The following is a 25797-nucleotide window of genomic DNA, read 5'->3' as shown; positions in this document are numbered from 1 at the left end:
TTCATTATAAGCCAAACTCTTCCAGATACTTCTTCATCTGTGCCTGCACCTCGGCTAATTCAGCCTCAATGCTGGCAATATTCTGCTTCACTTCATCAATATCCACCAGTTCTTCTTCCTCAAAGGTATCCACATAGCGGGGAATATTCAGGTTGAAATCATTCTCCTTGATTTCATCGAAGGACGCAACATATGCATACTTGTCAACGCTCTGGCGTGCATCGTAGGTGCCGACAATTTTAGCTATATCCTCATCGCGCAGGATATTCTGGTTCTTGCCTTTTTCATAGTTTCCATCGCCGGAAGCGTCGATGAACAGCACATCCCGGCGGGTGCGGTTTTTCTTAAACACCAGAATGCAGGCAGGAATACCGGTACCATAGAACAGGTTTGCCGGCAGACCGATGACTGCATCAAGCAGATTGAATTCTACGATTTGCCTGCGAATTTTTCCCTCGCTGGCACCACGGAACAGCACACCATGTGGCAGAACGATCGCCATACGTCCATTCTCAGCATCAAGGCTTGCCAGCATATGAAGTACAAACGCATAGTCGCCTTTGGAGGACGGCGGCACACCCCAGTCAAAACGCTTCCATGGGTCAAGGGAAGCTGTCATTTTTTCCTGTCTTTTCCCCTTGGCATCCACCGGCGTATTGGATAGAAATCCACTGTCCCATTTATCCAGGCTGAACGGAGGATTCGCAACAACACACTGGAACTTCATGAGTTTGTCATCTTCAATGTTCTGCGGGTTCGCCAGTGTATCGCCCTGCCAGATGCGGGCATCGTCAACACCGTGAAGAAACATATTCATGGTGCAGAGCGCCCAGGTCTGAGCGTTCAATTCCTGACCGTAGATTGCCACCTTACCGCTGGATACCTTTTTATAGGCCTTGAGCAGAAGACCGCCACTTCCGCAGGTGGGGTCATATATACGATCATTCTCCCTTGGCTTTACAAGGGAGGCCACCAGCTCGGAAACCTGACTGGGTGTAAAAAATTCGCCACCTTTTTTACCTGCATCTGAGGCAAAGTTTGCGATCATATATTCATAGGCATCGCCGATGATATCGGCAGAACCAAGCTGACCGGGACGAAGGTCAATGCCACTGAAATCCTCCAGCAGATTACGCAAAGTCGCGTTCTTTTCCTTTACGTCGCCGAAGTCCACCTGAGAGTTAAAGTCAATAGCACGGAATACGTTTCGGAGCTTGCCACTGTTGTGTTCCTCAATGTGGGAGAGCGCAACATTGATTTTTTGACCGATCTCGGAATCGTTTCGGTTTTTATACAGATAGTCAAACGTGGAATCTTCGTCCAGGGTAAAACGCTCACGGCTCATAGCCCGTGCTACGCGGCGTTCATCACCTTCGTACTGCTTCATGTATTCGTCGTGCTTTTCCTTGGAAACATCGCTTAAATATTTTACGAAAAGCATAGAAAGGATATAGTCCTTATAGCGAGAGCTGTCAATTTTTCCTCGGAAGCTGTCGCAGGCGCTCCAGAGAACGCGCTCAATGTCACTTTTAGTCGTCATGGTCAATACCCCTTCTCATCTGTTTTTGTATCTCATTAATCATATTGAAATAGTACTTTTCTTTTTCTAACGCCAGCTTATTTAGAAGCTGATATTCTCGATGTGCCAACAGGTTCAACTCCGCAATTTTCTTCTGGTTTCCTATTGATAGAAGGCTCACTTCAAAATCAGCAAAATACCGTGGTTTGACAGCGCCAAGCATGTTGCTCGAAGTGTTTTCATATATCTGGCGTTTTACTTTAGGCGTATTCAAAAGCCAGTATAGGTACTCAGGCAAAATCCGGCTTGCATCCGTACGAATCACAACCATGTTCGATGAAATTACCATTCCCGATGTAGTGTCATCAATCAACACGGCAGTGTATGGTGCGGTCAGACGGATTACAACATCTCCTGTATGTGTCAGATACTCAGAACTCAGCGGTTCTATTGCATCATATAAATCGACATTCTCAGTTTCAATATATCCAACTTGATTAATCGATCGTAAATTAATAAGTTTATATCGATATTTCGTAGGCATTTTTGAAAGCTTCCGCGATAATACCAGACCGCTCCGAACAGAAGCAACATCTCCGAGTTTCAGTCTCGCCATCTCCTTTGTCATGAGCAAAAAATAACTTTAGCATTGCAAAAATATCCATTGGAAAATCTCAACCACATTATATACAAACCCACTGCAAAAGTCAAGAATTTTTTTTGTCATGTTCAATAAATAACTTTTTCCTGAAGTGAAAAGTTTATTTCCACTTTGAAGGGGGCAAAGTGGATTTTAGTCTTACACCTATTTCCACTTCCCTGAATGTGGCATTTAGTATTACACTTTAGATACCTGGCAGCCATTGGAAAGGCAGGTATCTTTATGAGTGAATCCAATTCTTTTTCCCATTTGACCTTACAGGAAAGACATATCATTCTTGCCAGCATTACCAATGGGTCTTCCAAAACCGCCATCGCTGGGACGATTGGGAAAGATAAATCTACCGTTGGTAAGGAAATTCGTCTCCACCGGTCCCTGACACACAAATGCAACATGCCTCTGGAGTGTAACAATTACCGTAAATGTGTCTTTGGCAGAAAATGCTCTCTGCAATTGCCCTGAGTATGTTCCTTTTAAATGTTCCAGAAGAGACCGGACCCCCGGCGCCTGTAACGGTTGCCCCAGCTGGTCTAAATGACGTTTTAACAAGTATCAGTACTCTCCGGAAGACGCCCAGCATGATTACCGCTTCACTCTTACCGATTCCAGGCAGGGGGTCAATCTGACTGTTTCACAGGCCAAAGCAATGGCTGAAATCATTTCCCCTCTGCTAAAGCAGGGGCTGTCTCCTTTCCAGATTTTGTCGGATCATCCGGATCTCAACATTTCTGAAAAGACACTCTACAATTACATTGAGAACGATGTCTTTCATGAAATAGCCGGTATCACAGTCTTGGATCTGCGAAGACAGATCTCCAGAAAGATTTCTAAAAAGAAATCTCTCAAATACAAAAAACGTGTTGACCGCAAATATCTTCTTGGGCGCACTTATAAGGATTACAAAGATTACCTTGCTCAAAATCCTGACGTTTTTGTGACCCAGATGGATACTGTCTATAATGATGAAACCAATGGTCCATTCATTCAGACTTTTAAATTTGTAAATACCGGAGTGCTCTTTGCTGTCCTACATACTTCCAAAACCGCGGATTCCATGAAAAAGGGCGTTGACTTACTGGAAGCCGTTCTTGGTACAGAATTATTCCGGAAATACGTACATGTCCTTCTGACTGACAGAGGCTCTGAGTTCACCGCTGCGGATGCCATGGAAATGAGTTCGGATGGCACAAGACGCACCCGTGTCTTTTATTGTGATCCCATGCAGTCCGGTCAGAAAGGCTCTCTTGAAAACAACCACATCCAGCTCAGATACATTTTGCCAAAAGGAACTGATTTACGGTCTCTGGGCCTTGTTGACCAGAATGCGCTTAATCTTGTCATCAGCCACGTTGATTCCGCTCCTGTAGAAAAACTTGGCGGCAGGAGTCCGCTTGATCTTGCTGACTTTATGTACCATGATTTATATGAAAAGCTTGAGGCTTTCGGAATCCATAAAATTGAGAAAGATAAGGTCGTGTTAAGACCTTACCTTCTCAAAAAATAAAACTTCACAGATGGCTGTCAGGATGAACTGCATAATACCGTTTTCAAGTGGAATTTAGTCCTGCATCGCACAAACGTTCGCCTAAAGTCCGCTCTTTTCGTATACTCAAAAATATGCATCAATTCTGATGACAGCTTCCTCTGATAGATAAAGTGTAACATTTATTGCTACCTGTTGGAATAGAAAAATGGCATCTACTCCTATTTTGTAAGAGTAAATGCCACTTATTTTTCATTCCTTTTCAAAGTGGAAATAAACTTTTCACTTCAGCTAAATAACTTTTCACTTCAGGCTTCCAGACTTTCTTCGGAATTTTCAATCTGGTCATTGATTTCCTGCTCAGAAGTGGGTATACTGTTTTCAGAATTTGTTTGAATCGACTGCCTTTCATCTGCGCCAACAGATGGTACAAGGGCAGTCTTTTCGTTTGCTTCAATCATCATAGGCACCGTCCTCCTTCATCCCATCCATAATTTCTGCCAGCGTTTGAATCGTGTCCAGCAATTCATCATCCATGCCGCCGACCTCAATACGCCGTAGCTCAGCCAGCACAGCAGCAAGCTGATCGCGCAGCGCCTTATATACTCTCGGATTCTCCTGTACCACCACATCCTTACATAACAGGCGGCGAATGATATAATCCTGCTTGGTCAAGCCTGTGAGCTTCAAGGCAATTTCAATTTGCGCGTCCTCCTCCGGCGATACCCGGAAAGCCACAGTTTTGTTTCTCCAGCGGTTGTGTTCATCTCGATTTTTCAGTGACATAATCAATTGCCCCTTTCCATATTCAGCTTTTCTGCCATCTCCGTCTGCTTGGATGGAAACAGGTATGCGTAGTTATAGGTGATGTCGATGCTTTCATGACCTCCCCTGTCAGCAATGGCAGTTGTGGAAAAGCCCATATCAATTAATAGCGAAACTGCGCTGTGCCCATACAGTATAATAAAGACAAATCGGAAGAACCCCGTAAAATCAAGGGTTTGAGCGGTTTGTCTTTATTATATTGTATAGGCATTCACATGCAAGCCTTTTGATAGAATTAGGGTTCTCACCTTTGTCCATAGCCGACCGGCTGGGCCATGAAAAGGTTGAAACTACATTGAACACTTACTCCCATCTGTTTCCGCACAAGCGGGATGAAATCGCCGATAAGCTTCAAAATTGCTTTTAGTTCCGTTTTAGTTCCATCAGCACAAAAAAGAAAGCCGATATCCCTTGTAAATACTGGGGATACCGGCTTTTTATTATTTATTCCCACTCAATCGTAGCCGTAGGTTTTGGCGACATATCATAGCATACGCGGTTCACGTTCTTTACTTCTTTCAGGATCCGGTCCGTAATCTTAAGAAGCAGCGGCCACTCCACCTGTTCCACTGTAGCGGTCATCGCATCCACCGTGTTGACGGCGCGGATGATCACCGGGTACTCGAAGCACCTGGCGTTGTCCTTTACGCCGACAGACTTGAAATCCGGAACAATGGTGAAATACTGCCATACCTTTTTGTCCAGGCCCGCATTGGCAAATTCTTCTCTTAAGATCGCATCGGATTCTCTGACCGCTTCCAGCCTCTCCCTCGTAATTGCTCCCAGACAGCGGACTCCCAGGCCCGGTCCGGGGAACGGCTGACGGAATACCATGCCGTAGGGAAGCCCCAGCTCCAGACCGCAGGCTCTGACTTCATCCTTAAAGAGCTGGCGGAGCGGCTCCACGAGGCCGAATTTCATGTCTTCCGGCAGGCCACCCACATTGTGGTGGGATTTTACCATCTTAGCGGTTTTGGTTCCGCTCTCCACGATATCCGGATAGATGGTGCCCTGTGCCAGGAAATCAATTCCCTCCAGCTTTCTGGCCTCTTCTTCAAATACGCGGATGAATTCCGCACCGATGATCTTTCTCTTCTGCTCCGGATCGGCCACGCCATCCAGCTTGCCTAAGAAACGTTCGGTTGCATCCACATAGATCAAATTAGCATCCAGCTGATTGCGGAATACTTCAACTACGCTCTCCGATTCTCCCTTTCTCATCAGGCCGTGGTTCACATGCACGCAGGTCAGCTGCTTACCGATCGCCTTGATCAGCAATGCCGCTACCACGGAGCTGTCCACACCGCCGGACAGCGCCAGCAGCACCTTTTTATCCCCTACCTGACGTCTGATAAGCTCCACCTGATCGGCGATAAAATTCTTCATATTCCAGTTAGCTTCCGCCTTGCAGGTATCAAACACGAAAGGACGCAGCGCTTCCCGGATCGCATCCTCTTCCTTTGGCCACACGATGCTGCCGCACTTCGCAGGGGCATGATCTGCTGCGATCATGGGGATGCCGGTCTCATAGATCTCCGGTCTTACATCGATTTCCACACCGTCCACGACACGGTTGGGTCCGCCGTTTATGATGATTCCCTTCACATTCGCAAGAGCCTTCAGTTCCTCCGCCGTAATATCATGCGGATAAATCTCACTGTAGACGCCCAGCGCGCGGACCGCCCGTGCGATCACCGTATTTTCCGTACTTCCAAGATCCAAGATCACTATCATATCCTGTTTCATTTTATTCCTCCTGTGTGAAACTTTGCTTTTTGCCTCTTACTATAGTATCATAACAAGTTCATCCACACAAGATATCAATGATTCATTTTAACGCTCTAACCGTTTATCTTTATGCTTCCGGACACGGTTTTCGCGCGGAGCACGATCTCTCCGTTTCCAAATGTATGGGTCCCTTTTCCGGATATCTTCACTTTCTCTTCTCCGTACTGCAGTGTCACAGAACCGCTCACTGTCCTGGACTCAGCCCGGTAGCCATCCGCCCCATTGTGCAGATCCACATTGATATTGCCGCTGATGGAATTTAGATCCGCTTCTCCGATCCCGGCTTCCACTTTCACGCTGCCGCTCTTGGCAGATGCGGACAGATAGCCTACTTTGGAACCTTCCACCTTCACATCGCCGCTGATCGAGCTAAGTTCCATTTCCTTGCCCGCCACGCCGGACAGCTTTACGTTGCCGCTGGTGCTTTTTCCCGTCATCTTTTCCGATTTTACGCCTTCCAATTTCACATTTCCGCTTAAGCTGCTGCCATGGATTTTATCGATATCACAATTTTCCAGCTTCAGGGTGCCGCTCTTGCTGGAAAACGAAATGTTCTCTCCCATAACGCTGTGGGCCTTTACATCTCCGCTTAAGGTCGAGAATGTCCCGTGACCCGTGCGCACTGTCTCCAGCCGGATGTCACCGCTGGCGCTTTTTCCGGTCACCTTATCCGCATCCGTTTCATAAAATTCCACATCTCCGCTGGCGGTAGTAACCGTTATCTCATCCATGCCATGAGGTGCAAACACTGTGATCCGTATCCTCGGAACGGATAAAAAGCGAAGGATTCCGCTGTAAAGATCCGATTTTTCGAGGCCTGCATACAATGTCCTGCCCTCTGTCCTTTTATAAAAATGATACAGCGACTGATCTCTTTCACTGCCGTTATTTTCGTAGATCACTTCCACACAGCCATCCGCCGATTTCTGGACCGTCACATCCGCAAAGATCCCATCAATCACGACTTTATTGATGGACAGGTCTCCTCCTGCGGCGGAATGATCCGTAAAATCCTGTTCTGATTTTGCTTCTTCCGTCCCCGGATTGACCGCCGCCGTTTTTTCCTCTTCCGGTTCTGTCTCCGCCTGTTTTATCTCTCTTTGCACAGTATCTTCCTCTTTATTTTCCAAACTCTGCGGTGCCGTATCCTTTTGTTCGCTTTCCTGCGGCTTTATGTCCTGCACCAGCGGAACCGCTCCGGCGAAGGTCTGTCCGGTATATCCCTGCAGCTCTTTGATCTCTTCGATCATCTCCGTCACATCGCCCAGTTCGTCGCAGATTAACTCCTCGCTCTTGCCTCTGCTCATCCCTACCCGGAAATGCTCCTCGTAATCTTCCATGATTTCACCGGACAGCTCCTCCGGAAAAATGCACAGCCTGCGCTTTAAGTCCTCCATATACTCCTGCTTATTCATTGCTCTTCCTCCTCGATCAGATGATTAACAGCGGCCACGAACTCTTTCCACTGTTCCTTTAACTCCTTATGATAGCTGCGCCCTTTCTCCGTCAGATGATAATACTTTCTGGCCGGTCCGCCGTCTGACTCCACCAGATAAGTTTCCACATAGGCCTCATCTTTCATTCGCTTTAAAATCAGGTACAGCGTGCCGGTAGCAATTTCCATCCTGCCTGAAATCGCCTCTGCCAACTCGTACCCGTATCGGTCCGCCGGCACCAGCTTTGACAGCACACAGAGTTCTAATGCCCCTTTTTTAAACTGTGCATTCATATATGCACCTCCTTCCTATGTCACCAGCCGCAGGCTGATGACCTGCGCACACGTCAGTGTGCATACTTTTTATGGCATTATCCTAAGCTTCAGTTTCGCTTTTCTATACTATATCACACGCTATTCAATTATGCAATATAGTAATTTAAAATATATAGGATGTTTTACTTTATACAAAGCTATACTGATTATTCATGTTCATGCAATCATACCGTTTTCGTACTATTTTATTGAGTGGTTACCCAAAAAGCGCTGCCGCACCTACGATTTTTCAATCAGTGTGCAACAGCCCCAGAAACAAGCAATAACTTAATCCTGATGCCATGCCCACAGAACTGGAATTACTATACTGTATATTTTCTTTTGTATAATATACTTTGATATTACTATATTGCTCAAGCCCATTTAAAGCAACAGAAGCGGACTTTATAGCATTAATATATTCCGTAACGATATCACTGTTTTACCTGGAAGGAATTCTCCATAAGAAGAATGATTCGATATTGAATCTACCTTTGCGAGATATCCGTCTTCAAAATATGGATTTAAATTGTGATAATATTCTATTCCCCCAACAGCAGCAGTTTCACCATTTAAAAAGAGGTAATTACCACCTGCACTGGCATCCATATACGGAATAAACGGTCCTTCAGAAAGATCTTCAGGCAACTCACACCTTAGATAATCCGCCATGCTAACTGTGCCGAAAACCACATGCTCTATGTTACCATTTCTTATATCGACCTCCATGTTGTTATCCATTCTGGTTAAAAATGTATGTATTAATGTACCATCATTTTTTCCTGAAATAATTCTTAGCCTAAAATTAATATTGCTCTGCGTAAACGGATAATACATAATATTTATTTCCGAAGAAGATGGGGTACGATCAATAACAGCTCCCTTAAAGTAATATAAATCTTTCAAGTTCAAATTTGTTTTTTTTGAGAGTTTGATCACTTCTTCTATCGACATTTCAGGCAAATTATTTTCTGTTGGAGTTTCCGCCTGGAGTGAAGATTCATTATCTGATAGCTCTTCCGCAGACATAGATTCGTTATTACTATTACTTTGGAAAGAAGATGTTTCCGCATTATCAATGCTGTATTTATTGGAGCATCCCGAAAGAATAAACAGAATAATTATTAAATGCATCAAAATTTTCATAAGTGCACCCTTCACTTTTGTATACTCTCGCCGTCCTCATACCCGCCAAATTTCCTCACGCGGACATAGTAGACAGCAATCAGCAGTATGGCGGCCCCGGTCCAGGCCCATATCTCAGCCAGGTAGATGCCCCATTCGTTGAGCAGCGCCGGCAAAAGCAGCGCTGCGCCCACGCGCATGACCAGTTCCACAATGCCGGAGATCATCGGCGTCACGGTATCGCCAAGTCCCTGCAGTGCGGATCGGTAAATATGGAGCAGGTACAGGATAAACAGCATACTGCCCATCACAAATAAATAATTGTAGGCAACGCTTAGCACCTGCGGTGCATTCGCTTCACCGGCGGACACGAACAGGGACAATATGTTTCTGCCCCAGAGTATCACAACAGCGGAGACTACCAGGGATGTGGCAATGGCCATCACTACAGCGCTGCGCATGCCCTGGCGGATGCGTTTATACCTGCCCGCGCCCAGATTCTGGCCCATATAGGTGGTCACCGAGTATCCGAAGGAAGTCGCAGCGATCTCCAAAAGGCCATACAGCTTATTGGTTGCAGTAAAGCCCGCCACAAACACTACCCCGAAACGGTTTACCACCGACTGCACCACCATGCCGCCCACCGCGATGATCCCATTCTGGAAGGAAACAGGCGCGCCCAGGCTGAGGAGACGGCGCATCACGGACTTGTCCGGCCTCCAGTCCTCTCCGGTCAGTTTCAGGATGTGCACCCTGCAGATCGCCCGGATGCAGAAAACACAGGAAAAAAGCTGTGCGGTCACCGTGGCAATGGCGGCTCCCGCCACCCCCCAGTGAAACACCATTACAAACAGCAGATCCAGCACCACATTCACAAAAGCAGCCACCACCATCGCATACAGCGGAGTCCTGCTATCCCCCAGCGCCCTTAAGATGGATGCCAGGATATTATATCCCATAATGATCACTATGCCGCCATAGGATATCCTTAGATAGGTGAGAGACATGTCAAAAATATGCTCTGCCGTATTCATCAGCCTTAAGGCCGGCGCTGCCACAGCCTCAAATATCACCGTGAACCCTACCGCGATCGCGGCGGATAGCAGGATGGACATGGCCACAGCCCTTCTCATCCCGTCCAGGTCGCCGGCGCCAAACCGCTGAGACACCAATATGGAAAATCCCTGCGCCAGTCCCACGCTTAAGCCCAGCGCCATCCAGTTCAGCCAGTCAGCGGCGCCCAGAGCCGCCAGGGCATCCACGCCGATCCCCCGTCCGACAACGGCCGTATCCACCATGGTATACAGCTGCTGAAATATATTTCCCAACATTAAAGGCAGGGCAAATGTAAAAATAAGCCCTGCCGGTTTTCCTGCTGTCATATCTTTAATTCGATCCGTCATACAGTTCCCTCACGCTTATACTATGTAATATCTTCCAGTACATTCTATCATGTATGGCGAGGGAACTCAAGTCCGCTGTCGTTACTGTTCACAGTTACCGAAAAATTCCCGTGTATGAGAGGGCAGGGTATGGTCCTCATTGGGACCCGCTCTCGCTCCGTGAAGCGCGCAGCGGTACTAATGCTGTAAAATACACAGCAATAAGTACCGGCGGGCTTCAAGGGATCCCTATGAGGACCATACCCTGCCTTCTCATACGCTGCTTGATCGGCAGCGTGTGAACAGTAACCCGCTGTACCCTCACTTTCTCGGCACCGGTTTGGCGGTGGTATAGATGCTGTCCAGACGCTCATCATCGAAATGCTCATCCAGAAATTCCCGCACAATATTATTGGCAGGGACCCCTTCGCGGCGTTCCATCTGCCGGTACAGGGCGGCGCTGGATAAAGACAGGTCAAAAATGAAGAAGACGAGCAGGCAGCGGGCCAGTATCACGCCGATCTTCTTCGGAATCTTTTCTAACTGCTCCATCATCCAGGGATAGGTATGCTTCATAAAGAGCATACCTGCGATGCCCCATATAAATGCCATGGACAGGCTGATCCTTCCGTTTAAATTCCAGGCCTGGTTGCTGTAGTTCCAGGATACGACTCCAAACACTTTTTCCTGAAAAACAGAGGCCAGATATTCAAATGACGAACCTAACACAGCGCTCCCCAGAAATGTATATGTACTGTTTTTACCCTGCAGCCAGTTCAGGCAGAGACAGATGATCACCGCGCCGAATCCGTAAATCTGGCTGAAAGGTCCGTAAACCATGCCCTGACGGTTCAGCCAGTAGCCCCTCTGCGAAAAATACCACAGAGTCTCCAGAATATATCCGAACAGACTGCCGATGGTGAATATCCAGATACATTTATTGAGATCGAGCGTGTACTTCTTCACAACCGCAGGCTCCTGCACCTTTTTAGCAGGCACGGCCTTTAACGCTATTACATCCGCCGCCGCAGTTTCCGCGGCCGCCGCCGCTTCCTGTGCAGCAATCTTGTTTTTCTTTTTAACCCATTTCATATTATCTGATCTCCTCTTTTTGGTGCTGATCATATGGGTACTATTCTATCATACTTTTTCGACAAATTTCTTAATTTTTTTATAAAGAATCATCACAATTTACAAAATAACCGCTCATAACACTGTATGCCGGCTGTATACCTATTTATACGTAGCAGTTTTGGAGACATAAGAAAACGGTGCCCCCATACAGGACACCGTTCTCCTCCTCAAATATTCAACTCAACCACTGTTCTTAAACCGCCGAATCATCTTCCGAATAAATACATTCAATGCCGGCAGCAGAAAACAACGCTTTCCAGTTTTCATCCGGTTCGCAATCGGTCACCACTTCCGTCAGATCTTCAAAGCGGCCGATTTCCTTAAATGAAATTTTACCGAACTTGGAGCTGTCCACAGCCAGGACTTTGTGTCTGGCCGCTTTCAGCATCTTTTTCTTTATCTCGGCATGCATTTCGCTGGAATCCGTAAATCCGGCCTCCAGATCCATACCTTTGCAGGACACCACGGAAACATCCACATGAAAGCCTGACAGCATCTCCTCAGCCTGACGGCCGATCAGAGCGAGACTGCCCTCCTTCACCATGCCTCCGGTGGAGAGCACCTGCCAGCCTGTTACATCCGCCAATTCCAGCAGTATCTCGATGGAATTGGTGATGACGGTCATATTTTTTTTCTCTTTTAAGTGTTTTGCCACAAATACCGCGGTGGAGCTGGCATCCAGCATCACACAGTCCCCATCCTTGATCAGACCGGCCGCCATGGAGGCAATTTTTTGTTTTGCCGTCACATTTTTGTTTTTGCGTACTATAAACGGAAGCTCTGTGTTATTATTCTCATTCAACACAGCTCCTCCATACGCTTTCACCGCATAGCCGTCGGATTCCAGCTTCTCCAGGTCACGGCGGATGGTTTCTTCCGAAACGCCGAATTCCTGGCTAAGCGCGGTCACAATTACTTTTCCTTCTTCCTGAAGTTTGCCCAATATCAGATTTCTGCGCTCAATTGCCAGCATTGTCCCGTCCCCCTTAGATGCTCACCTTCGCATAGAAAACAGACGCTATACGATCTTATTGCAAATCTTCTTATCCGGATTGGCAATAACGGAGGAATCCAGGAACATGCCGTTTTCACCGATCGCATTTTTCGCGTTGTCGATGGCAGCCTGTACGGCTGCTATGTCTCCGGTAATCAGCATAAAGGATTTTCCGCACATTCCCCTCGCCACACGGATCTCCACCAGATCCACCATAGCCGTCTTAGCTGCGGTATCCGCCGCCACAATGATGGACGCCGCTGAGTATGTCTCCAGTATGCCCAGAGCCTGCAGCTCACTGATCTCCGTCGCGCCGTAAAGTGCCGGAATGATCTTATCATGGGGATTTCCCAGTATAAAGCTGTCAATCAGATGTTTTTCATAGTTTGTTCTGGCGGTCTCCACAGCGGCGTTCACCGCGCTTAAATCGCCGGTAATCAGTATGATATATTTGCCAGGACAAACGGTCTGCGCTTCCACAATATCAATGTCCGCTGTTTTGACCATCGCATCCGCTGCCACGATACCTGCAGATACCGTCTTGTATTCAGCCATTCCTATCGCTTTACTCATCCGTTTGCTCTTCCTTTCCTTTTCTTATCCGCGTCCATCAGGGCTTTATCCACCATGATAAACTTATCATTTGCCTCCAGCACTTTTCCGCTGATGGATGCATGCACCGGCAGGCTTAATCCGTCTGCAGGCTCTGCGATCAGCTGGCCGGCCTCCACATAATCCCCTGCTTTTACAAGAGGCTTCGCGGGAGCGCCGATATGCTGGCGCATCATGATTTTTACACGGGCACACTCCACCAGTTCTTCATGGAGCGGCGCCGGTATATTATAATGGGTCAGGCACATTCTCTTCATCAGCCGTTCCACGGGCACACGCTTGATCTGCCGGTCTTCCACGATCGGCGCAGCTTCCCGTCTCTCCGGCTTAATGCCATTCGCCTTTAATCCGTTTTTATATTCCGCAATCAGCTTGGCCGGTGAAAGCCCCTGGCCGCAGGCATACATCTCACACAGTCCGCAGGAAGAACAGTACATGGTATCCAAAAAAATCTGGGGATCCTGTACATCCTTACAGGTTGCCGCCCTCATAAACAGATGCGGATGACTCGGATGTCCCAGCAGAAATCTGGGGCACATATTCGTGCACTGCTCGCACTGACAGCAGGCTGCAGCCGCACGCTTCATATTGATTTTATTGCTGCTGGTCTTTCTCTGCACCACATAATGCTCCCTCGGCAGCACTATGATCGCATTGCTCGTCTTGGTGATCACTTCATACTCCGGCACCAGGTTTCCCATCATCGGGCCGCCCATGATATAGACCGGATCCGGTGTGGTCACACCGCCTGCCAGCTCCACCACTTCTTTTACCGTCACGCCCAAAGGCACGCGGACGGTCTTAGGCTCCTTCACTTCCGCAACCACCGATACCAGTTTGCTGGTAACCGGCTGCTTGTGCTCCATCGCCATATAGAGATTATACACCGTCTCCACATTAAATACCGCCACACCGATATCGATCGGCAGTCCGCCGGGCTGCACAACCTTCTTTGTGGACTCATAGATCAGAACCACTTCATCGCCTGCCGGATATACCTCTCTTAGATATTTCAGACGCATATTCGGATAGGAACCGATATGAGCTTCCACTGCGGCCGTGGTCTTGGTATAGGATCTCTTTACAGCCACTATGCCTTCCTTCGCGCCCACTGCCTCCATGATCAGAGACAGGCCATGCAGAATTTCGTATGCATGCTCTCTCAATAGCTGTCTATGTAATTTTAATAACGGCTCGCATTCCGCACAGTTTAAGATCACCGTTTCCACACGTTCATCCAGCTTGGCATAGGTTGGAAATCCGGCTCCCCCGGCACCGCAGATGCCGTTTTCTTTCAATATTGCGCTCAGTTCATTCCGATTCATGCTATCTGATCACTACTCCAGTCCTGTTCCATCATCTATGATACCAACGATTGCCGCGTCCACCGGCACAAATTCCTGATCGCAGCCGACCCTGGCCGCGCTGCCCTGTACCACCAGGACAAACTCGCCGATGCCGGCGCCTATATTATCCACAGCTACAAGCCTTCCGGAGTGATTCATGCTGGGGACAGGCTCTACTATCATAAACTTATTTCCGATTAATTTCTCATCTTTTCTTGTGGAAACCACGCTTCCCACAACTTTGCCAACCAACATTGTCCTAACCCTCCGATATATCTGCTTCTTTTGCCGCCCAAAACTGCGGGAGCACCTCCGGGCGCGGTCAGCGTCCGGAGCAATTATGAAAATACGTACTTTCCGTTTGAATAAAAATACCGCTCTCATTAAGACGGCATAATCATAACAGTCTCGCCTGTCTTTATCTGAGCTGCATTCGCCTCGTCGGTATCGATATGCATCTCCAGAGTGAAGCTGTCATCCACGCGGATCTTCACATGGTTGAAAACAGTTCCTCTCTCATTATCCGCTTTCACGGAAACAATCTGTCCGTCGGATACGCCGGCAGCCATCGCATCGGCCGGAGACATATGGATATGCCTCTGCGCCACAATGCATCCTTCGTTCAGATAGAGGGCTCCTTTGGGCCCTACGATCGCAATCGGCGCTGAGCCGGCAACATTGCCGGACTCGCGGATCGGAGCCTTGATTCCCAGCTTTACCGCATCGGTAGCCGAAATCTCCACCTGGGATGCCTTGCGCACAGGTCCCAATACCCGCACGTTCTCTATCGCTCTAAGCTTCAGACCGACAATCGTCACCATCTCATTGGCTGCAAACTGTCCGCCCATCAGCTCTTTTTTCTTAGTCAGCTGATAACCTTTGCCGAACAGCTCTTCCACATGCTCCTGTGTCAGATGCACATGTCTGGCGGATACGCCGACCGGCACCAGAAAGCCATTCTTCTTTTCTTCCGAAGACTGAAGCGACTGTAAAACCATCCTTGTGATTATCTCTATGTTCTTCTCTTCCAAGGCATCTCACCTCAACTTTTCCATATAATAACATCTTTTAGTGCCACTCTGAATGACACGGCAGTATTACTGCGGGTATCTCATCTGCTCTTAAAGCAGTTACATCCGGCCTTGTGCAAGGCGCAGGGCCGGATTATAACCATGTTATTTATTTCAGCTGAGGTAAAATCTTCTCAACGTCATTGTGAGGTCTGGGGATTACATGAGTAGCTACTAATTCGCCCAGTTTGGATGCGTTAGCGGCGCCGCTCTCCACAGCAGCCTTAACAGCTCCAACATCTCCTCTTACCATAACGCTTACGAGACCGGAACCGATCTTCTCTGTTCCTACTAAAGTAACGTTTGCTGCCTTTAACATTGCATCTGCAGCTTCAATTGCAGCAACCAGACCTCTGGTTTCCACCATACCTAATGCTTCCTGTGCCATGATTCGTTCCTCCTTATGGATTGTTTTTTTAACAGTAGTTGATTTTTGAGTGGTTGTTTTTTTATTTTCAGCAGGCTTCGGAGCCTGTGAATTACTTGTTTTTTCAGCCATACTGTCCTCCGCATTGTGACCGGATCTGCTTTACTGCTGCATATCCGGCGGTGCTCCGTTTGGCGTACCCGTCATCAGTCTGTCCTCTTTCGTCAGACGGCTTGCGCTGAACTGAACCATTTTGACGGTCTCTTCATGGGGATTGGCAATCACCGTATAGGCCACCGGCTTTTTGATCGCGTTGTTTGCTGCTGTCTCCACTGCCTGTGTGACCGCAGCCACTTCCCCCTGCACGATGATCGTCACGAGGCGGCCGCCCTGTTTTCTCTCCCATGTGACAAATTCCACATCGGCTGTCTTGCACATGATATCCAGTGCAGAAATCGCAGCGGTTACGCCGCTTATTTCAATAAAACCGTATGATTTACCCATGTACTTTCCCCACCTGTCAGATTGTCGGAAGGATCTTCTCTACATCATTGTGCGGTCTCGGGATTACATGAACCGCTACCAGCTCGCCGAGTCTGGAAGCTGCTACGGAGCCCGCTTCAGTAGCTGCGTTCACCGCGCCTACATCCCCTCTTACCATAACAGTTACCAGTCCAGAACCGATTTTCTCCGTTCCTACCAGAGTAACCTCTGCCGCCTTGATCATTGCATCGGCAGCCTCAATCGCTGCTGTTAAGCCTCTGGTTTCTACCATTCCTAATGCCTGCTGTGCCATAACTAATATCCTCCTTGAACCGGGCCATACGCCCATAAAATAAATTTAGTCTTTATCAAATCCGCTAAGCTTTAACATCTTTTCCGTATCAGATGTGGGCGCTGCGATCTCGTGTACCGCCACCACGCCGGAGATTTTCTCCGCCGCTGCCTTACCCGCTTCCAGCGCAGCCTTCACATCTTCCACGCTGCCTCTGTACTTCACCGTGATAAGCAGCGGCACCGGTAAGGAATCCGCGTTGGCCGGCTTATTACGGTCAAATGTTTCCAATGTGACATTGGCTGCCTTGCATCCGGCATCAGCCGCCGCAAATGCGGCTACCAATCCGTATACCTCTAAGAATCCTACCGCCTGAGCCATACTCTACCTCACAACTATTTGTTAATGATTGCGATCTTAAGGCCTTCCATCTTCAGGTTTGTCTTAAGCGCCTCGTTGATCTCTTCCAGAGGATATCTGTGTGTGATCAGCTTGGACATCGGGATGCCGATGGCTTTTGCTCTCTTTAAGAAATCAAATGTTGTAGCGTAATCTCTTAATGTATACACCCAGGAACCCACCATTGTCAACTCTTTTGAACAGATATCGAAATGGGGATTGATGGTTGCGTCTCCGCCGTTTACGAAGAAGCCGAGCTCACACAGGCCGCCGCCGTTGCGGATGAATTTGTAGATGTTGGAATGTCCGCCCGGAGCTCCTGTACACTGGAATCCGAAATCCGCAGGATGACCGTCAAACTGCGCTTCCACAGCCTTGGTCAGCTCTTCCAGTCCCTTGTGATCCTTGAAGTTTACTGTGCCGGTTGCGCCCATCTCTTTGGCAAATCCCAGTCTCATCTCCTGGCCGTCCACAGCCACGATATTCTCAATGCCCATGGTGCGCAGCACCGCGATACAGATCAGGCCGATCGGTCCGCAGCCCTGTACCACTACTCTGCTGTTGAATCTTAAAATACCGGTGCTCTTCGCACGCTCCACCGCATGGATCAGAACCGCACTGGGCTCGATCAGCACTCTGGAATCCAGATCCAGATCGCTTACGTTAAAGATCGTGGAACCGCCTTTTACAAGTATGTAATCTGCAAACCAGCCTTTCAGATGGTTGTTCGGATCGTTGTCCGGAAGCAGTCCGTATACGTCGGCTCCGCCAACGTTCTGCTTATTTAAGTCATACATGGTGATGTCCGGGTTGTCCTTAAAGATCATGCAGGTAACCACCTTATCACCGATGGCAAGAGGCTTTCCGGCGCTGTCGGCCTTCACGTTCTTACCCATTTTAACGATCTCGCCGGTTCCCTCATGGCCAAGCGCCACAGGAATCAGTCCGAAGGGATCTCTCTTAAACTCATGGGCGTCGGTACCGCATACGCCGCAGCCCTCTACCTTTACCAGCACGTCGTCGTCTCCGACTTCCGGTATCGGGAACTCTTTTACCTCAAAATTCTCCAGCGATGTGAGCATAGCCACATGTGCTGTCTTCGGAATATCTCCGGCAGCGGCCTTGGAAACGGCCAGCTGTGAAGCGGAACCGGTCATCTCTGCCAGTACCTGCTTTACAATTTCTTCTATATTAGCAGAATTCATGTTCATGTTCTCTCCTATCCGGGAAGCATCTTCCCATTATTAGCGAATACACAGGCTGTCCGACATTACGCAGCGTCTTCTCTTCGTAAAGGTGCTGGCGCTGGTTAAGCCCTCGCCGGTACGGCTGGCAATGGTGAATGTGCAGTAGCCCTCTCCGCCGAATCCCAGCGCCGCATAGGACGGTGCGTTCTTAACAAGGATGGCAGTATCGATCGCCTTGGCATAGGTGGTGATATTGTCAATGTTCTTGGAATGGATATGGGCGGAATGCCTGTTGCCATGCTCCAGCCACACTGCCTTTTCCACAGCATCCTGGAAATCCTTCGCCCTTACCACACCTAAGATCGGCATCATAAGTTCTTCAGCGATTAACGGATGTTCCTTCTCGCCTTCAAAAACGATACAGCGGATGTTATCGGGAACCGTAACGCCAATCATGCTAAGCAGCGTCTTGGCATCGCGTCCCACGCACTTGCGGTTTAATCCCTTCGGGGTCAGAACGGTGGCGGTCAGCTTGTCCTGCTCTTCCTTGGAAGCCAGGTAGCATCCCTGCTCCGTTACCATATAGTGCATCAGCTCATCCACAACGGAGGATACCGCAACAATCTCTTTCTCTGCAATGCAGGGAAGGTTATTGTCAAAGGTACAGCCGTTTACAATGTCCTCAGCCGCTTTTCTGATATCAGCGGTTTCATCCACCAGGGCCGGAGGATTTCCCGCGCCCGCGCCAATGCCTCTCTTGCCGGAGGAAAGCACCGCGGTAACAACTCCCGGGCCGCCTGTAGCCGCGATTAACGGGATATCTTTGTGCTTCATCATGATGTCGCTGGTCTCCAATGTGGGTTTCTTTACAGTAACCGCAACATTTACCGGACCGCCGGCTTCCAGAGAAGCTTCATTGATTAAATTGATGGCAAATATGGATGTCTTAATCGCTGCCGGATGGGGATTAAACACCACCGTATTGCCGCCCGCGATCATGCCGATGCTGTTGCAGAGCACGGTCTCACTGGGGTTCGTACAGGGGGTGATCGCTCCGATCACGCCAAAAGGTCCCATCTCGATCAGGGTCAGGCCGCGGTCACCGGACCACGCAGTAGTGGTTATATCCTCGGTGCCGGGTGTTTTTTCGGCAACCAACACATGTTTTAATATTTTATGGCCCACATTGCCCATACCGGTCTCTTCCACGCCCATCCTGGCCATGACCTCAGCGTTTTCTTTGATCTTGGTACGGATATTGGAGATGATTTTCTCTCTCTGGTCCATGGACATGCGGCGAACCACTGCCTGCGCCTGTTTCGCCGCCGCAATGGCCTCATTCATATCGGTGAAAATGCCGAGCTGTTTTTCATCGTCAGAAGTGAGCGCAACCTTTGCCATGACCTCTTTTACAATATTTTCTACCAACTGCTCATTGACTGTCATGAGGAATGCCTCCTAATCTTTCTCTTATTATAATCCCAGCTGCTCCATAACCTTCTTTGTGATAGAAGCAACCAGATCAGAACTGTCTTCTGAAGAGGAAGAAGAGCTGCATCCGCCGCAGTTATGGCAGCTGGGCTTGCCCATCTTATTGTTTACACACAGATCAGCCGGATGTTTTCCCTTCAGGCCGAACTGTCTGCGGATTTCGTAGAGTCTCTGTACCTGTGCGTCGGATAATTCCTTCGGTCCGCCAAGAACTTTTGACTGATACAGAAGCTGTGCATAGAATTCTGTGGACTCCATCTTGAAGTATGCGTTCAGCAGAGTATCGGAGAAGCTCAATGCGCCGTGGTTGGCAAGCAGTACAGAATCAAAATGCTGCAGGTATTTGGATACCGCATCCGGAATTTCCTCTGTGGAAGGTGTGCCGTACTCAGCGATCGGTACACAGCCTAAGGAAATAACTGCTTCCGGCATGATCGGCTGGCTTAACGGAATGCCTGCAATGGCAAAGCTGGTAGCATACATGGGATGAGCATGTACAACTGCGTTTACGTCGGGTCTTTCTCTGTAAACACGCATATGCATCTTGATCTCGGATGAAGGCTTGTAGCTGCCGTTCGCCTGGATCACTTTGCCTTCCTTGTCCACCTTGCAGATGTATTCAGGCGTCATAAAGCCCTTGCTGACACCGGTAGGTGTGCACAGGAATTCATTCTCGCTGATCTTAACGGAGATGTTACCGTCATTTGCAGCAACCATGCCCTTGTTGTAGATTCTCTTGCCGATCTCGCAGATCTCTTTTTTGATTTCGTATTCGTTTACCATTACTCGTTCCTCCTGGAAATATGTAATATATTTAGTTTCTATAGCTTTCTGTCTCTCATTATACCATTTTTTATAACAAAGTCAACACAAAAACAACATATTTTTCTGCCCCAAATGTGGTTTTTGTGTGGTTTTATGCCAAATTTTTGTTTGTTTCTGCTTCTTTCTCATCCAGCCACGGAATTATGTCTCCGTCTTCCCTTAAATATTCGATCAATTCCGCAATTCCTTCCCCTGTTTTCGAACAAATGGGGAAGATTTTCCTGCAGCCGGTCAGTTCCAGCCAATGCCTGGCGCGGGCAATGTTGGCATGCGGCTCATCGATCTTGGTGATGATTCCGATCACTTCCCGGTTCGCCATGCAGGTGATGCAGGGCGGAAACAGGGAATAGGGCTCCGTTGCCGCGATCAGCAGTCCCACCACATCCGCCTCATAGCTGTACAGCGCAAGCGCATGTCCCAGCCCCTTGGTCTGCGCGTATTCCCCCGGGGTGTCGATCACCATGTCGAAATTATTGACATACTGTGTCTTGTGGTACCGGATTTTTTCACCCTTTAACGCCTGCTGAAGCGTTGTCTTGCCGCTCTCGCTGCGGCCCATCAACACAATCTTGCGCATGGTCAGGTCCTCGTCACCGGGCATACGGTAAATCCCAGGGTCTTTTCGGAATATGCCAGCACCGCCTCAAGAGAAGCCTCCACTTCGGACACGGTCCCCGTTACAATCAGGGTCCCGCTGAACCGGTCCACAAAACCCAGTTCGATGCCCGAAGCCTTCATGGCAATATCCGCTCCGATAATCGCCGTCTCCGCCGGGCTCATGGTGATGATTCCGATGGCCGACTTTGCATAATCGATGCTGGGATCGAGTCCCAGCTTCTGATAAAGAATGGCATCCGGCGCCGCGATCACATGGGCCAGCGTGATCTGCTTGCCGGGAACCAGTTCTTGGACGATTCTAAGTTTTTCTTCTGTTGAAAGTCTGTCTTGCAATGCCATGTTTTCTCCTCGCTTCTGTTTCAAAGGGACTCCTGCCAAATCTGTGCCAATGCGGCGGCTCCGTATCTGGCGGCCGCATCGTCCTGCTCTGCGGTGCCTCCGCTGATCCCCAGCGCACCCACAATCCGGTCCCCAGCCTTTAAAGGCACGCCTCCGCCCAGGATCACGATCCTTCCGCCGTCCGCCCGGTCGATCCCGTAAAAGGTTCCTCCCGGCTGTGCCAGAGCGTTCAGCTCCATCGTGGACATCTTTACCGCTGCCGCGGTATAAGCTTTTTTCACCGCCACGTCATAGCTTAAGAGGAACGCGCCGTCCATCACATGCACGGCGATGGGATTGCCCTTCGGGTTACAGACCGCGATCACGGCATTTAATCCCTGCTCTCTGCAGTACTGTTCAATTGTCGCTGTGAGCCGCTTTGCCACCGCAAGATCCACCCTGCAGATTTCTCTAAGGCGGCTGGCAACGGCGGCCGCTATCTGATCACTGATCTGCTTATCCTCCATGCTGTCTTCCTTCCTCATCCGCCGATCTGGCCCTTAAGTCCCGCCGCGTTAACCGCTGCGAGCAATTCTTCCATGTGTTCCTGTGAGGGCGGCTCTATATGGGCCATCTCATAGGTGCGACCAAGGCCCGTATACTTGTCCTGACCCAGCCGGTGATAGGGCAGGATATGCATCTGCCTGACGCCGGGCAGAGTCTTTGCAAATGCGGCGATCCCGGCAATCTCCTCCTTCGTATCATTAAATGTCGGAATCACCGGCGTGCGGATAATCAGCTCCGTATGGCTTTGCGCCACCTTTCTGGCATTTTCCAGTATGCGCTCGTTTGGCTGTCCGGTAAACGCCTTATGCTTTGCGCTGTCCATATGCTTGATATCCATAAGATATAAGTCGAGATATGGCAGCAGCTGTTCGACGGATTCCCATTTCGCACAGGCCGTGCTCTCTATCGCCGTATGCAGCCCATAATCCTGGCAGGCTCTAAGCAGCGCCGCCGCAAACTCCGGCTGCAGCAGACTCTCCCCTCCTGAGAGCGTCACGCCGCCTCCGGAACGCCTGTAATAGGGCATATCTTTTACGATCTCCTCCATCACCTCGTCCACGGTGACGTCACGTCCCACCACCTTAGGCTTCCCGTTCTCCATCATGGTCTGAATCCCGAATTCCTGGGATTCCGGATTGCAGCACCACCTGCATCTTAGGAGACAGCCTTTCAGGAAAACAATCGTCCGGATACCCGGCCCGTCATGAATGGAGAATTTTTGGATGTTGAAGATCCTGCCTTTTGTCTGTCTATAATTCTCTTCCATAATTCCCTTTCCGATCGCCGTTTGAAACGCGCCGTCTATCTGTCAAATCCCTGCTCCGTGCGGGAGATGATGTCATCCTGAAGCGATCTGGACAGCGAGGTGAACAAAGCGCTGTATCCTGCGACGCGCACCACCAGGTTTTTATAATTCTCCGGGTGCTGCTGCGCATCCAGAAGAGTCTCCCTGCTGACCACGTTAAACTGCATATGGCTGCCCTTCTGGTCAAAATAAGCGCGGATCAGAGAGGTGAAATTAATCAGCCCCCGTGTGCCGCTCAAAGCGGAAGGATGGAACTTCATATTATAGAGCGTACCGTTGCTGGCGATAAAATGATCCAGCCGTGATACGGAATTGGCCGCCGCAGTGGGACCGCTTTCGTCCCTTCCGGAAGCAGGCGACACACCGTCCGCCACAGGAGTGCCGGCCAGACGTCCGTCGGGCGTAGCCCCTGTCTGCGCTCCGAGGGGAACATTGGCCGAAACCGGATACAGCCCCGCCTGATACTGTCCTCCTCTGGGATTGCGGAATTTCTCCAGCGGCCTTGTGTAGGTATAGGCCACATCCCTGGCGAAATCATCCACCTCACGGATATCGTTTCCGTATTTCGGGACCTCTTCGATCCATTCCAGAATTTGGTCGTAACGCTTCTTCTGTTCATCCGTCACCGTGCCGCCAATCACTGTCCGGGAGATCTGTTCCACATCCTCTTTGGACACGGTCCTGCCCATCTTTATCAGGTTGTTGACCACATCCTTTGTGATCTCTTCCACGGTGTCGGACCACAGACCCTTGCCGAAATTATCCTTAAGCGCCTGTTTCAGCTCGGCCATGGAGAATTTCTTCTCTTCGAAAACAAGCTTCTTCACCGCATACAGCGCATCGGTCATGTTGGCAATGCCGAATCCCTGAGGCCCGGTAAAATTATATACGGCTCCGCCTTCCTGTACGCTCCTGCCTCTGCCGATACAGTCCTCGATCATGCCGGATAAAAACGGCAGCGGGCAGCGCTCGGCATGAGAAACGTCAATGGCATTATCCGCATTGACCAGCAGGCTGATCAGATATTCCATCTGCTTCTTATAGGCATCATAGAACTCCTCAAAGGTCTCCATCTTTGTCACATCGCCTGTCTGAAGCCCTACCTGCACGCCCTTGTCCATGCCGTTTGAAAATACCAGCTCCAGCGGCCTGCACATGTTGAAGAACGCGGCATCATGCCAGCCTTCGGTCTTGCCGGCTTTCTGCGGTTCCACGCATCCGATTATGTTATAATCCCTGGCATCCGCCTGGCTCAGCCCCCGGTTCATGAGTGCCGGGATGATCACCTCGTCATTGTAATAGGCCGGCAGACCCACGCCTGTCCTGGTAAGCTTTGCCGCCTTGATCAGGAATTCCTGCGGAGTCCCGTTCCAGACGCGCACCGACAGCGAAGGCTGGGGAAGCATCACATGCATGGAAGCTTCGATGCACATGAAGGACAGATCATTGGTAACATCGCGCCCTTCAGCGTCCTGCCCTCCCGCGATCAGATTCTGGAACAGGCTGTATCCGGCAAACCCCTCTGCGCTGGCCGCGTCTCTGACCTTATTCAGATCGTTGAGTTTCACCCAGATGCAGTCCATCAATTCCTGCGCAGATTCCCGTGTGATATTTCCGGCCTCCATATCCGCCTTATAATAAGGATACATATACTGGTCAAAGCGCCCGGGTGAGATGGAATGTCCGCTGGATTCCACCTGCAGGAGCATCTGTACAAACCAGAAGGACTGGCAGGCCTCATAGAAATTCGCCGCGCCCTTAGCCGGCACCCTCGCACAGTTTTTGGCGATCTGGAGCAGCTCCATCTTGCGGGTTTCATCCGTACATGCCGCGGCCTCATCCAGCGCCAGCTTCGCGTATCTCTGGGCGTACTCAATCACCGCTTCACAGCTGATGACCACCGCCTCCAGGAAATGATGGCGCTTTGCGTAATCCGCATCGCCCGGCCTGCATTGCTCCATGGCCGCTCTGGCTTCCGCTATGATGCCTTCATACCCGCATTCCAGGATCTTTCCGTAGCAGACCGTAACATGTCCCACACCGTTATAGAAATAATTGCCCGGAGTAAAGATATTGTGCTCCATGGCCGTAATCGTCTCCGGCGCCATATAGGAAAGCGCCAGCTCGCTGGTTGTCTTGCCCTTCCAGTACTTATACACCTCATGAAGCGTATTTTTCGTATCTTCGGCTATGTAAAACGGATCCGCGCTGCGGGTGCTCACAGTATCAAATTCCTTTTCCAGCCACTCAAATGAGAATTCCGGAAATACCTGGCAGCCTCTCGGGGCCTTGGTAGCGCTTCCCACAATCAGCTCCCTATCCCGGATGGTGATCGGGATATTCTTCAAAATATGGGAAAAAGCGAGGGCCCGGCGGATGATGACCGGTTCTGCTTCGGTCTGCCGGTAGCTCTCTGTCAGCAGGACAGCCCTGTCCGCCTCGATCACCGGCATATCCGCATACAGATCATCCACCAGTTTCTGTATGCGGGAGCTCTTGGCGATCGGCTCGTCATAATATTGCTTCATAACAGCTCCTCCTGTTTAAGGTATGGTTGTACATGTTGTTTTTCTTTATTTTACTTCCGATGTGTTGGAATGTCAACAGATGTGTGCAGATTATTGTGTGGTTTTTGAAGCCTTAGTTACTGTTCACAGTTACCGAAAAATTCCCGCGTAAGAGAGGGCAGGGTATGGTCCTCATTGGGACCCGCTCTCGCTCCGTGAAGCGCGCAGCGGTACTAATGCTGTAAAATA

General features: G+C 49.5%; 29 protein-coding genes and 2 pseudogenes. 3 read left to right on the top strand and 28 right to left on the bottom strand.

What is annotated here, in order from left to right; genetic code table 11:
- Positions 1-4: 4 nt before the first annotated feature.
- Positions 5-1540, bottom strand: coding sequence for a type I restriction-modification system subunit M (locus DWZ56_RS07880; protein ID WP_118555800.1), 1536 nt, complete (start codon positions 1538-1540; stop codon positions 5-7).
- Positions 1530-2135 carry a restriction endonuclease subunit S gene (locus DWZ56_RS07875; protein ID WP_243095128.1) on the bottom strand — a complete coding sequence of 202 codons (606 nt, stop codon included), beginning with the start codon at positions 2133-2135 and terminating at the stop codon, positions 1530-1532. The genes DWZ56_RS07880 and DWZ56_RS07875 overlap by 11 nt, the downstream gene beginning before the upstream one ends.
- Before the next feature lie 207 nt (positions 2136-2342).
- Here DWZ56_RS07875 and DWZ56_RS23770 point away from each other — a divergent pair, with 207 nt between their 5' ends.
- Together DWZ56_RS23770 and DWZ56_RS23090 are read left to right on the top strand one after the other, a co-directional pair.
- Entirely contained in the window at positions 2343-2642 is a 300-nt protein-coding gene (locus tag DWZ56_RS23770; protein WP_442911438.1) for a helix-turn-helix domain-containing protein, read from the top strand.
- 184 nt (positions 2643-2826) lie between these two features.
- Positions 2827-3684 carry an IS30 family transposase gene (locus DWZ56_RS23090; RefSeq protein ID WP_243095126.1) on the top strand — a complete coding sequence of 286 codons (858 nt, stop codon included), beginning with the start codon at positions 2827-2829 and terminating at the stop codon, positions 3682-3684.
- Positions 3685-3971: 287 nt separating this feature from the next.
- Here DWZ56_RS23090 and DWZ56_RS22700 read toward each other — a convergent pair whose 3' ends face one another.
- The 3 genes and pseudogenes from DWZ56_RS22700 to DWZ56_RS23085 all read right to left on the bottom strand — a co-directional run.
- Complete coding sequence (locus DWZ56_RS22700; RefSeq protein WP_158584493.1) at positions 3972-4127, bottom strand: hypothetical protein; 156 nt, start codon at positions 4125-4127, stop codon at positions 3972-3974.
- The gene (locus tag DWZ56_RS07865; protein ID WP_118555799.1) at positions 4117-4449 is read right to left on the bottom strand and encodes a plasmid mobilization protein; all 333 of its coding nucleotides are present in this window, start codon (positions 4447-4449) and stop codon (positions 4117-4119) included. The genes DWZ56_RS22700 and DWZ56_RS07865 overlap by 11 nt, the downstream gene beginning before the upstream one ends.
- A gap of 2 nt (positions 4450-4451) precedes the next feature.
- Positions 4452-4613 (bottom strand): annotated as a pseudogene (locus DWZ56_RS23085) (site-specific integrase); the annotation flags it as partial.
- Between the two features lie 80 nt (positions 4614-4693).
- Here DWZ56_RS23085 and DWZ56_RS23080 point away from each other — a divergent pair.
- Positions 4694-4855: pseudogene (locus DWZ56_RS23080) on the top strand (site-specific integrase); the annotation flags it as partial.
- Positions 4856-4932: 77 nt separating this feature from the next.
- Here DWZ56_RS23080 and guaA read toward each other — a convergent pair.
- From guaA to DWZ56_RS07740, 23 genes are all read right to left on the bottom strand, one after another.
- Positions 4933-6234 carry a glutamine-hydrolyzing GMP synthase gene (gene guaA / locus DWZ56_RS07850; protein ID WP_118555798.1) on the bottom strand — a complete coding sequence of 434 codons (1302 nt, stop codon included), beginning with the start codon at positions 6232-6234 and terminating at the stop codon, positions 4933-4935.
- A 95-nt stretch (positions 6235-6329) separates the two neighbouring features.
- Positions 6330-7691: a DUF4097 family beta strand repeat-containing protein gene (locus DWZ56_RS07845; protein ID WP_118555797.1), complete on the bottom strand. Its 1362-nt coding sequence runs from the start codon at positions 7689-7691 to the stop codon at positions 6330-6332.
- The gene (locus DWZ56_RS07840) at positions 7688-8005 is read right to left on the bottom strand and encodes a PadR family transcriptional regulator (protein ID WP_118555796.1); all 318 of its coding nucleotides are present in this window, start codon (positions 8003-8005) and stop codon (positions 7688-7690) included. Before DWZ56_RS07840 ends, DWZ56_RS07845 begins: the two co-directional genes overlap by 4 nt.
- A 426-nt stretch (positions 8006-8431) precedes the next feature.
- Positions 8432-9172, bottom strand: coding sequence for a hypothetical protein (locus DWZ56_RS07835; RefSeq protein WP_147369396.1), 741 nt, complete (start codon positions 9170-9172; stop codon positions 8432-8434).
- An 11-nt stretch (positions 9173-9183) separates the two neighbouring features.
- Complete coding sequence (locus tag DWZ56_RS07830; RefSeq protein WP_118555794.1) at positions 9184-10554, bottom strand: MATE family efflux transporter; 1371 nt, start codon at positions 10552-10554, stop codon at positions 9184-9186.
- Between the two features lie 300 nt (positions 10555-10854).
- The gene (locus DWZ56_RS07825) at positions 10855-11625 is read right to left on the bottom strand and encodes a putative ABC transporter permease (protein ID WP_158584492.1); all 771 of its coding nucleotides are present in this window, start codon (positions 11623-11625) and stop codon (positions 10855-10857) included.
- A gap of 235 nt (positions 11626-11860) precedes the next feature.
- A complete protein-coding gene (locus tag DWZ56_RS07820) occupies positions 11861-12640 on the bottom strand; it encodes a DeoR/GlpR family DNA-binding transcription regulator (protein WP_118555792.1) in 780 nt (259 codons plus the stop codon).
- A 45-nt stretch (positions 12641-12685) separates the two neighbouring features.
- Complete coding sequence (locus tag DWZ56_RS07815) at positions 12686-13234, bottom strand: BMC domain-containing protein (protein ID WP_118555791.1); 549 nt, start codon at positions 13232-13234, stop codon at positions 12686-12688.
- Positions 13231-14598, bottom strand: a complete 1368-nt coding sequence (locus tag DWZ56_RS07810) for a 4Fe-4S dicluster domain-containing protein (protein WP_118555790.1) — start codon at positions 14596-14598, stop codon at positions 13231-13233. The genes DWZ56_RS07815 and DWZ56_RS07810 overlap by 4 nt, the downstream gene beginning before the upstream one ends.
- Positions 14599-14610: 12 nt before the next feature.
- Positions 14611-14874, bottom strand: coding sequence for a EutN/CcmL family microcompartment protein (locus DWZ56_RS07805; RefSeq protein ID WP_118555789.1), 264 nt, complete (start codon positions 14872-14874; stop codon positions 14611-14613).
- Positions 14875-15002: 128 nt separating this feature from the next.
- A complete protein-coding gene (gene pduL, locus DWZ56_RS07800) occupies positions 15003-15617 on the bottom strand; it encodes a phosphate propanoyltransferase (RefSeq protein WP_442911441.1) in 615 nt (204 codons plus the stop codon).
- Between the two features lie 181 nt (positions 15618-15798).
- Positions 15799-16077: a BMC domain-containing protein gene (locus DWZ56_RS07795; RefSeq protein ID WP_118555936.1), complete on the bottom strand. Its 279-nt coding sequence runs from the start codon at positions 16075-16077 to the stop codon at positions 15799-15801.
- Between the two features lie 141 nt (positions 16078-16218).
- Positions 16219-16560 carry a BMC domain-containing protein gene (locus DWZ56_RS07790; protein ID WP_118555787.1) on the bottom strand — a complete coding sequence of 114 codons (342 nt, stop codon included), beginning with the start codon at positions 16558-16560 and terminating at the stop codon, positions 16219-16221.
- Between the two features lie 16 nt (positions 16561-16576).
- Positions 16577-16852 (bottom strand): BMC domain-containing protein, encoded by a 276-nt coding sequence (locus DWZ56_RS07785; RefSeq protein ID WP_118555786.1) that lies wholly within the window; start codon positions 16850-16852, stop codon positions 16577-16579.
- 45 nt (positions 16853-16897) lie between these two features.
- Positions 16898-17212 (bottom strand): BMC domain-containing protein, encoded by a 315-nt coding sequence (locus tag DWZ56_RS07780; protein WP_118555785.1) that lies wholly within the window; start codon positions 17210-17212, stop codon positions 16898-16900.
- A 14-nt stretch (positions 17213-17226) separates the two neighbouring features.
- Entirely contained in the window at positions 17227-18441 is a 1215-nt protein-coding gene (locus DWZ56_RS07775; RefSeq protein ID WP_118555784.1) for a zinc-dependent alcohol dehydrogenase, read from the bottom strand.
- A 33-nt stretch (positions 18442-18474) separates the two neighbouring features.
- Entirely contained in the window at positions 18475-19863 is a 1389-nt protein-coding gene (locus DWZ56_RS07770; protein WP_118555783.1) for an aldehyde dehydrogenase family protein, read from the bottom strand.
- Positions 19864-19890: 27 nt separating this feature from the next.
- Positions 19891-20691 carry a class II aldolase/adducin family protein gene (locus DWZ56_RS07765; protein WP_118555782.1) on the bottom strand — a complete coding sequence of 267 codons (801 nt, stop codon included), beginning with the start codon at positions 20689-20691 and terminating at the stop codon, positions 19891-19893.
- 133 nt (positions 20692-20824) lie between these two features.
- Positions 20825-21310 (bottom strand): EutP/PduV family microcompartment system protein, encoded by a 486-nt coding sequence (locus DWZ56_RS07760; protein ID WP_118555781.1) that lies wholly within the window; start codon positions 21308-21310, stop codon positions 20825-20827.
- Between the two features lie 2 nt (positions 21311-21312).
- On the bottom strand, positions 21313-21690 hold the full coding sequence (locus DWZ56_RS07755; RefSeq protein ID WP_118555780.1) for a BMC domain-containing protein: 378 nt from the start codon (positions 21688-21690) through the stop codon (positions 21313-21315).
- Between the two features lie 20 nt (positions 21691-21710).
- Entirely contained in the window at positions 21711-22196 is a 486-nt protein-coding gene (locus DWZ56_RS07750; RefSeq protein ID WP_243095124.1) for a GlcG/HbpS family heme-binding protein, read from the bottom strand.
- A 14-nt stretch (positions 22197-22210) separates the two neighbouring features.
- The gene (locus DWZ56_RS07745) at positions 22211-23002 is read right to left on the bottom strand and encodes a glycyl-radical enzyme activating protein (protein ID WP_118555778.1); all 792 of its coding nucleotides are present in this window, start codon (positions 23000-23002) and stop codon (positions 22211-22213) included.
- Between the two features lie 35 nt (positions 23003-23037).
- Positions 23038-25569, bottom strand: a complete 2532-nt coding sequence (locus tag DWZ56_RS07740) for a glycyl radical protein (RefSeq protein WP_118555777.1) — start codon at positions 25567-25569, stop codon at positions 23038-23040.
- Between the last annotated feature and the right edge of the window lie 228 nt (positions 25570-25797).

The organism is Lachnotalea sp. AF33-28 (assembly GCF_003477885.1).
Lineage (GTDB): Bacteria > Bacillota > Clostridia > Lachnospirales > Lachnospiraceae > AF33-28.
The sequence above is the reverse complement of the archived record's forward strand: the minus strand, read 5'-3'. Positions and strand labels throughout refer to the sequence as shown.

Coding starts and splice junctions, on each gene's coding strand:
- DWZ56_RS07880 (WP_118555800.1), bottom strand. CDS start 1,540: ATGACGACTAAAAGTGACATTGAGCGCGTTCTCTGGAGCGCCTGCGAC.
- DWZ56_RS07875 (WP_243095128.1), bottom strand. CDS start 2,135: ATGGCGAGACTGAAACTCGGAGATGTTGCTTCTGTTCGGAGCGGTCTG.
- DWZ56_RS23770 (WP_442911438.1), top strand. CDS start 2,343: ATGTGGCATTTAGTATTACACTTTAGATACCTGGCAGCCATTGGAAAG.
- DWZ56_RS23090 (WP_243095126.1), top strand. CDS start 2,827: ATGGCTGAAATCATTTCCCCTCTGCTAAAGCAGGGGCTGTCTCCTTTC.
- DWZ56_RS22700 (WP_158584493.1), bottom strand. CDS start 4,127: ATGATGATTGAAGCAAACGAAAAGACTGCCCTTGTACCATCTGTTGGC.
- DWZ56_RS07865 (WP_118555799.1), bottom strand. CDS start 4,449: ATGTCACTGAAAAATCGAGATGAACACAACCGCTGGAGAAACAAAACT.
- guaA (WP_118555798.1), bottom strand. CDS start 6,234: ATGAAACAGGATATGATAGTGATCTTGGATCTTGGAAGTACGGAAAAT.
- DWZ56_RS07845 (WP_118555797.1), bottom strand. CDS start 7,691: ATGAATAAGCAGGAGTATATGGAGGACTTAAAGCGCAGGCTGTGCATT.
- DWZ56_RS07840 (WP_118555796.1), bottom strand. CDS start 8,005: ATGAATGCACAGTTTAAAAAAGGGGCATTAGAACTCTGTGTGCTGTCA.
- DWZ56_RS07835 (WP_147369396.1), bottom strand. CDS start 9,172: ATGAAAATTTTGATGCATTTAATAATTATTCTGTTTATTCTTTCGGGA.
- DWZ56_RS07830 (WP_118555794.1), bottom strand. CDS start 10,554: ATGACGGATCGAATTAAAGATATGACAGCAGGAAAACCGGCAGGGCTT.
- DWZ56_RS07825 (WP_158584492.1), bottom strand. CDS start 11,625: ATGAAATGGGTTAAAAAGAAAAACAAGATTGCTGCACAGGAAGCGGCG.
- DWZ56_RS07820 (WP_118555792.1), bottom strand. CDS start 12,640: ATGCTGGCAATTGAGCGCAGAAATCTGATATTGGGCAAACTTCAGGAA.
- DWZ56_RS07815 (WP_118555791.1), bottom strand. CDS start 13,234: ATGAGTAAAGCGATAGGAATGGCTGAATACAAGACGGTATCTGCAGGT.
- DWZ56_RS07810 (WP_118555790.1), bottom strand. CDS start 14,598: ATGAATCGGAATGAACTGAGCGCAATATTGAAAGAAAACGGCATCTGC.
- DWZ56_RS07805 (WP_118555789.1), bottom strand. CDS start 14,874: ATGTTGGTTGGCAAAGTTGTGGGAAGCGTGGTTTCCACAAGAAAAGAT.
- pduL (WP_442911441.1), bottom strand. CDS start 15,617: ATGGTTTTACAGTCGCTTCAGTCTTCGGAAGAAAAGAAGAATGGCTTT.
- DWZ56_RS07795 (WP_118555936.1), bottom strand. CDS start 16,077: ATGGCACAGGAAGCATTAGGTATGGTGGAAACCAGAGGTCTGGTTGCT.
- DWZ56_RS07790 (WP_118555787.1), bottom strand. CDS start 16,560: ATGGGTAAATCATACGGTTTTATTGAAATAAGCGGCGTAACCGCTGCG.
- DWZ56_RS07785 (WP_118555786.1), bottom strand. CDS start 16,852: ATGGCACAGCAGGCATTAGGAATGGTAGAAACCAGAGGCTTAACAGCA.
- DWZ56_RS07780 (WP_118555785.1), bottom strand. CDS start 17,212: ATGGCTCAGGCGGTAGGATTCTTAGAGGTATACGGATTGGTAGCCGCA.
- DWZ56_RS07775 (WP_118555784.1), bottom strand. CDS start 18,441: ATGAACATGAATTCTGCTAATATAGAAGAAATTGTAAAGCAGGTACTG.
- DWZ56_RS07770 (WP_118555783.1), bottom strand. CDS start 19,863: ATGACAGTCAATGAGCAGTTGGTAGAAAATATTGTAAAAGAGGTCATG.
- DWZ56_RS07765 (WP_118555782.1), bottom strand. CDS start 20,691: ATGGTAAACGAATACGAAATCAAAAAAGAGATCTGCGAGATCGGCAAG.
- DWZ56_RS07760 (WP_118555781.1), bottom strand. CDS start 21,310: ATGCGCAAGATTGTGTTGATGGGCCGCAGCGAGAGCGGCAAGACAACG.
- DWZ56_RS07755 (WP_118555780.1), bottom strand. CDS start 21,690: ATGGCATTGCAAGACAGACTTTCAACAGAAGAAAAACTTAGAATCGTC.
- DWZ56_RS07750 (WP_243095124.1), bottom strand. CDS start 22,196: ATGGAGGATAAGCAGATCAGTGATCAGATAGCGGCCGCCGTTGCCAGC.
- DWZ56_RS07745 (WP_118555778.1), bottom strand. CDS start 23,002: ATGGAAGAGAATTATAGACAGACAAAAGGCAGGATCTTCAACATCCAA.
- DWZ56_RS07740 (WP_118555777.1), bottom strand. CDS start 25,569: ATGAAGCAATATTATGACGAGCCGATCGCCAAGAGCTCCCGCATACAG.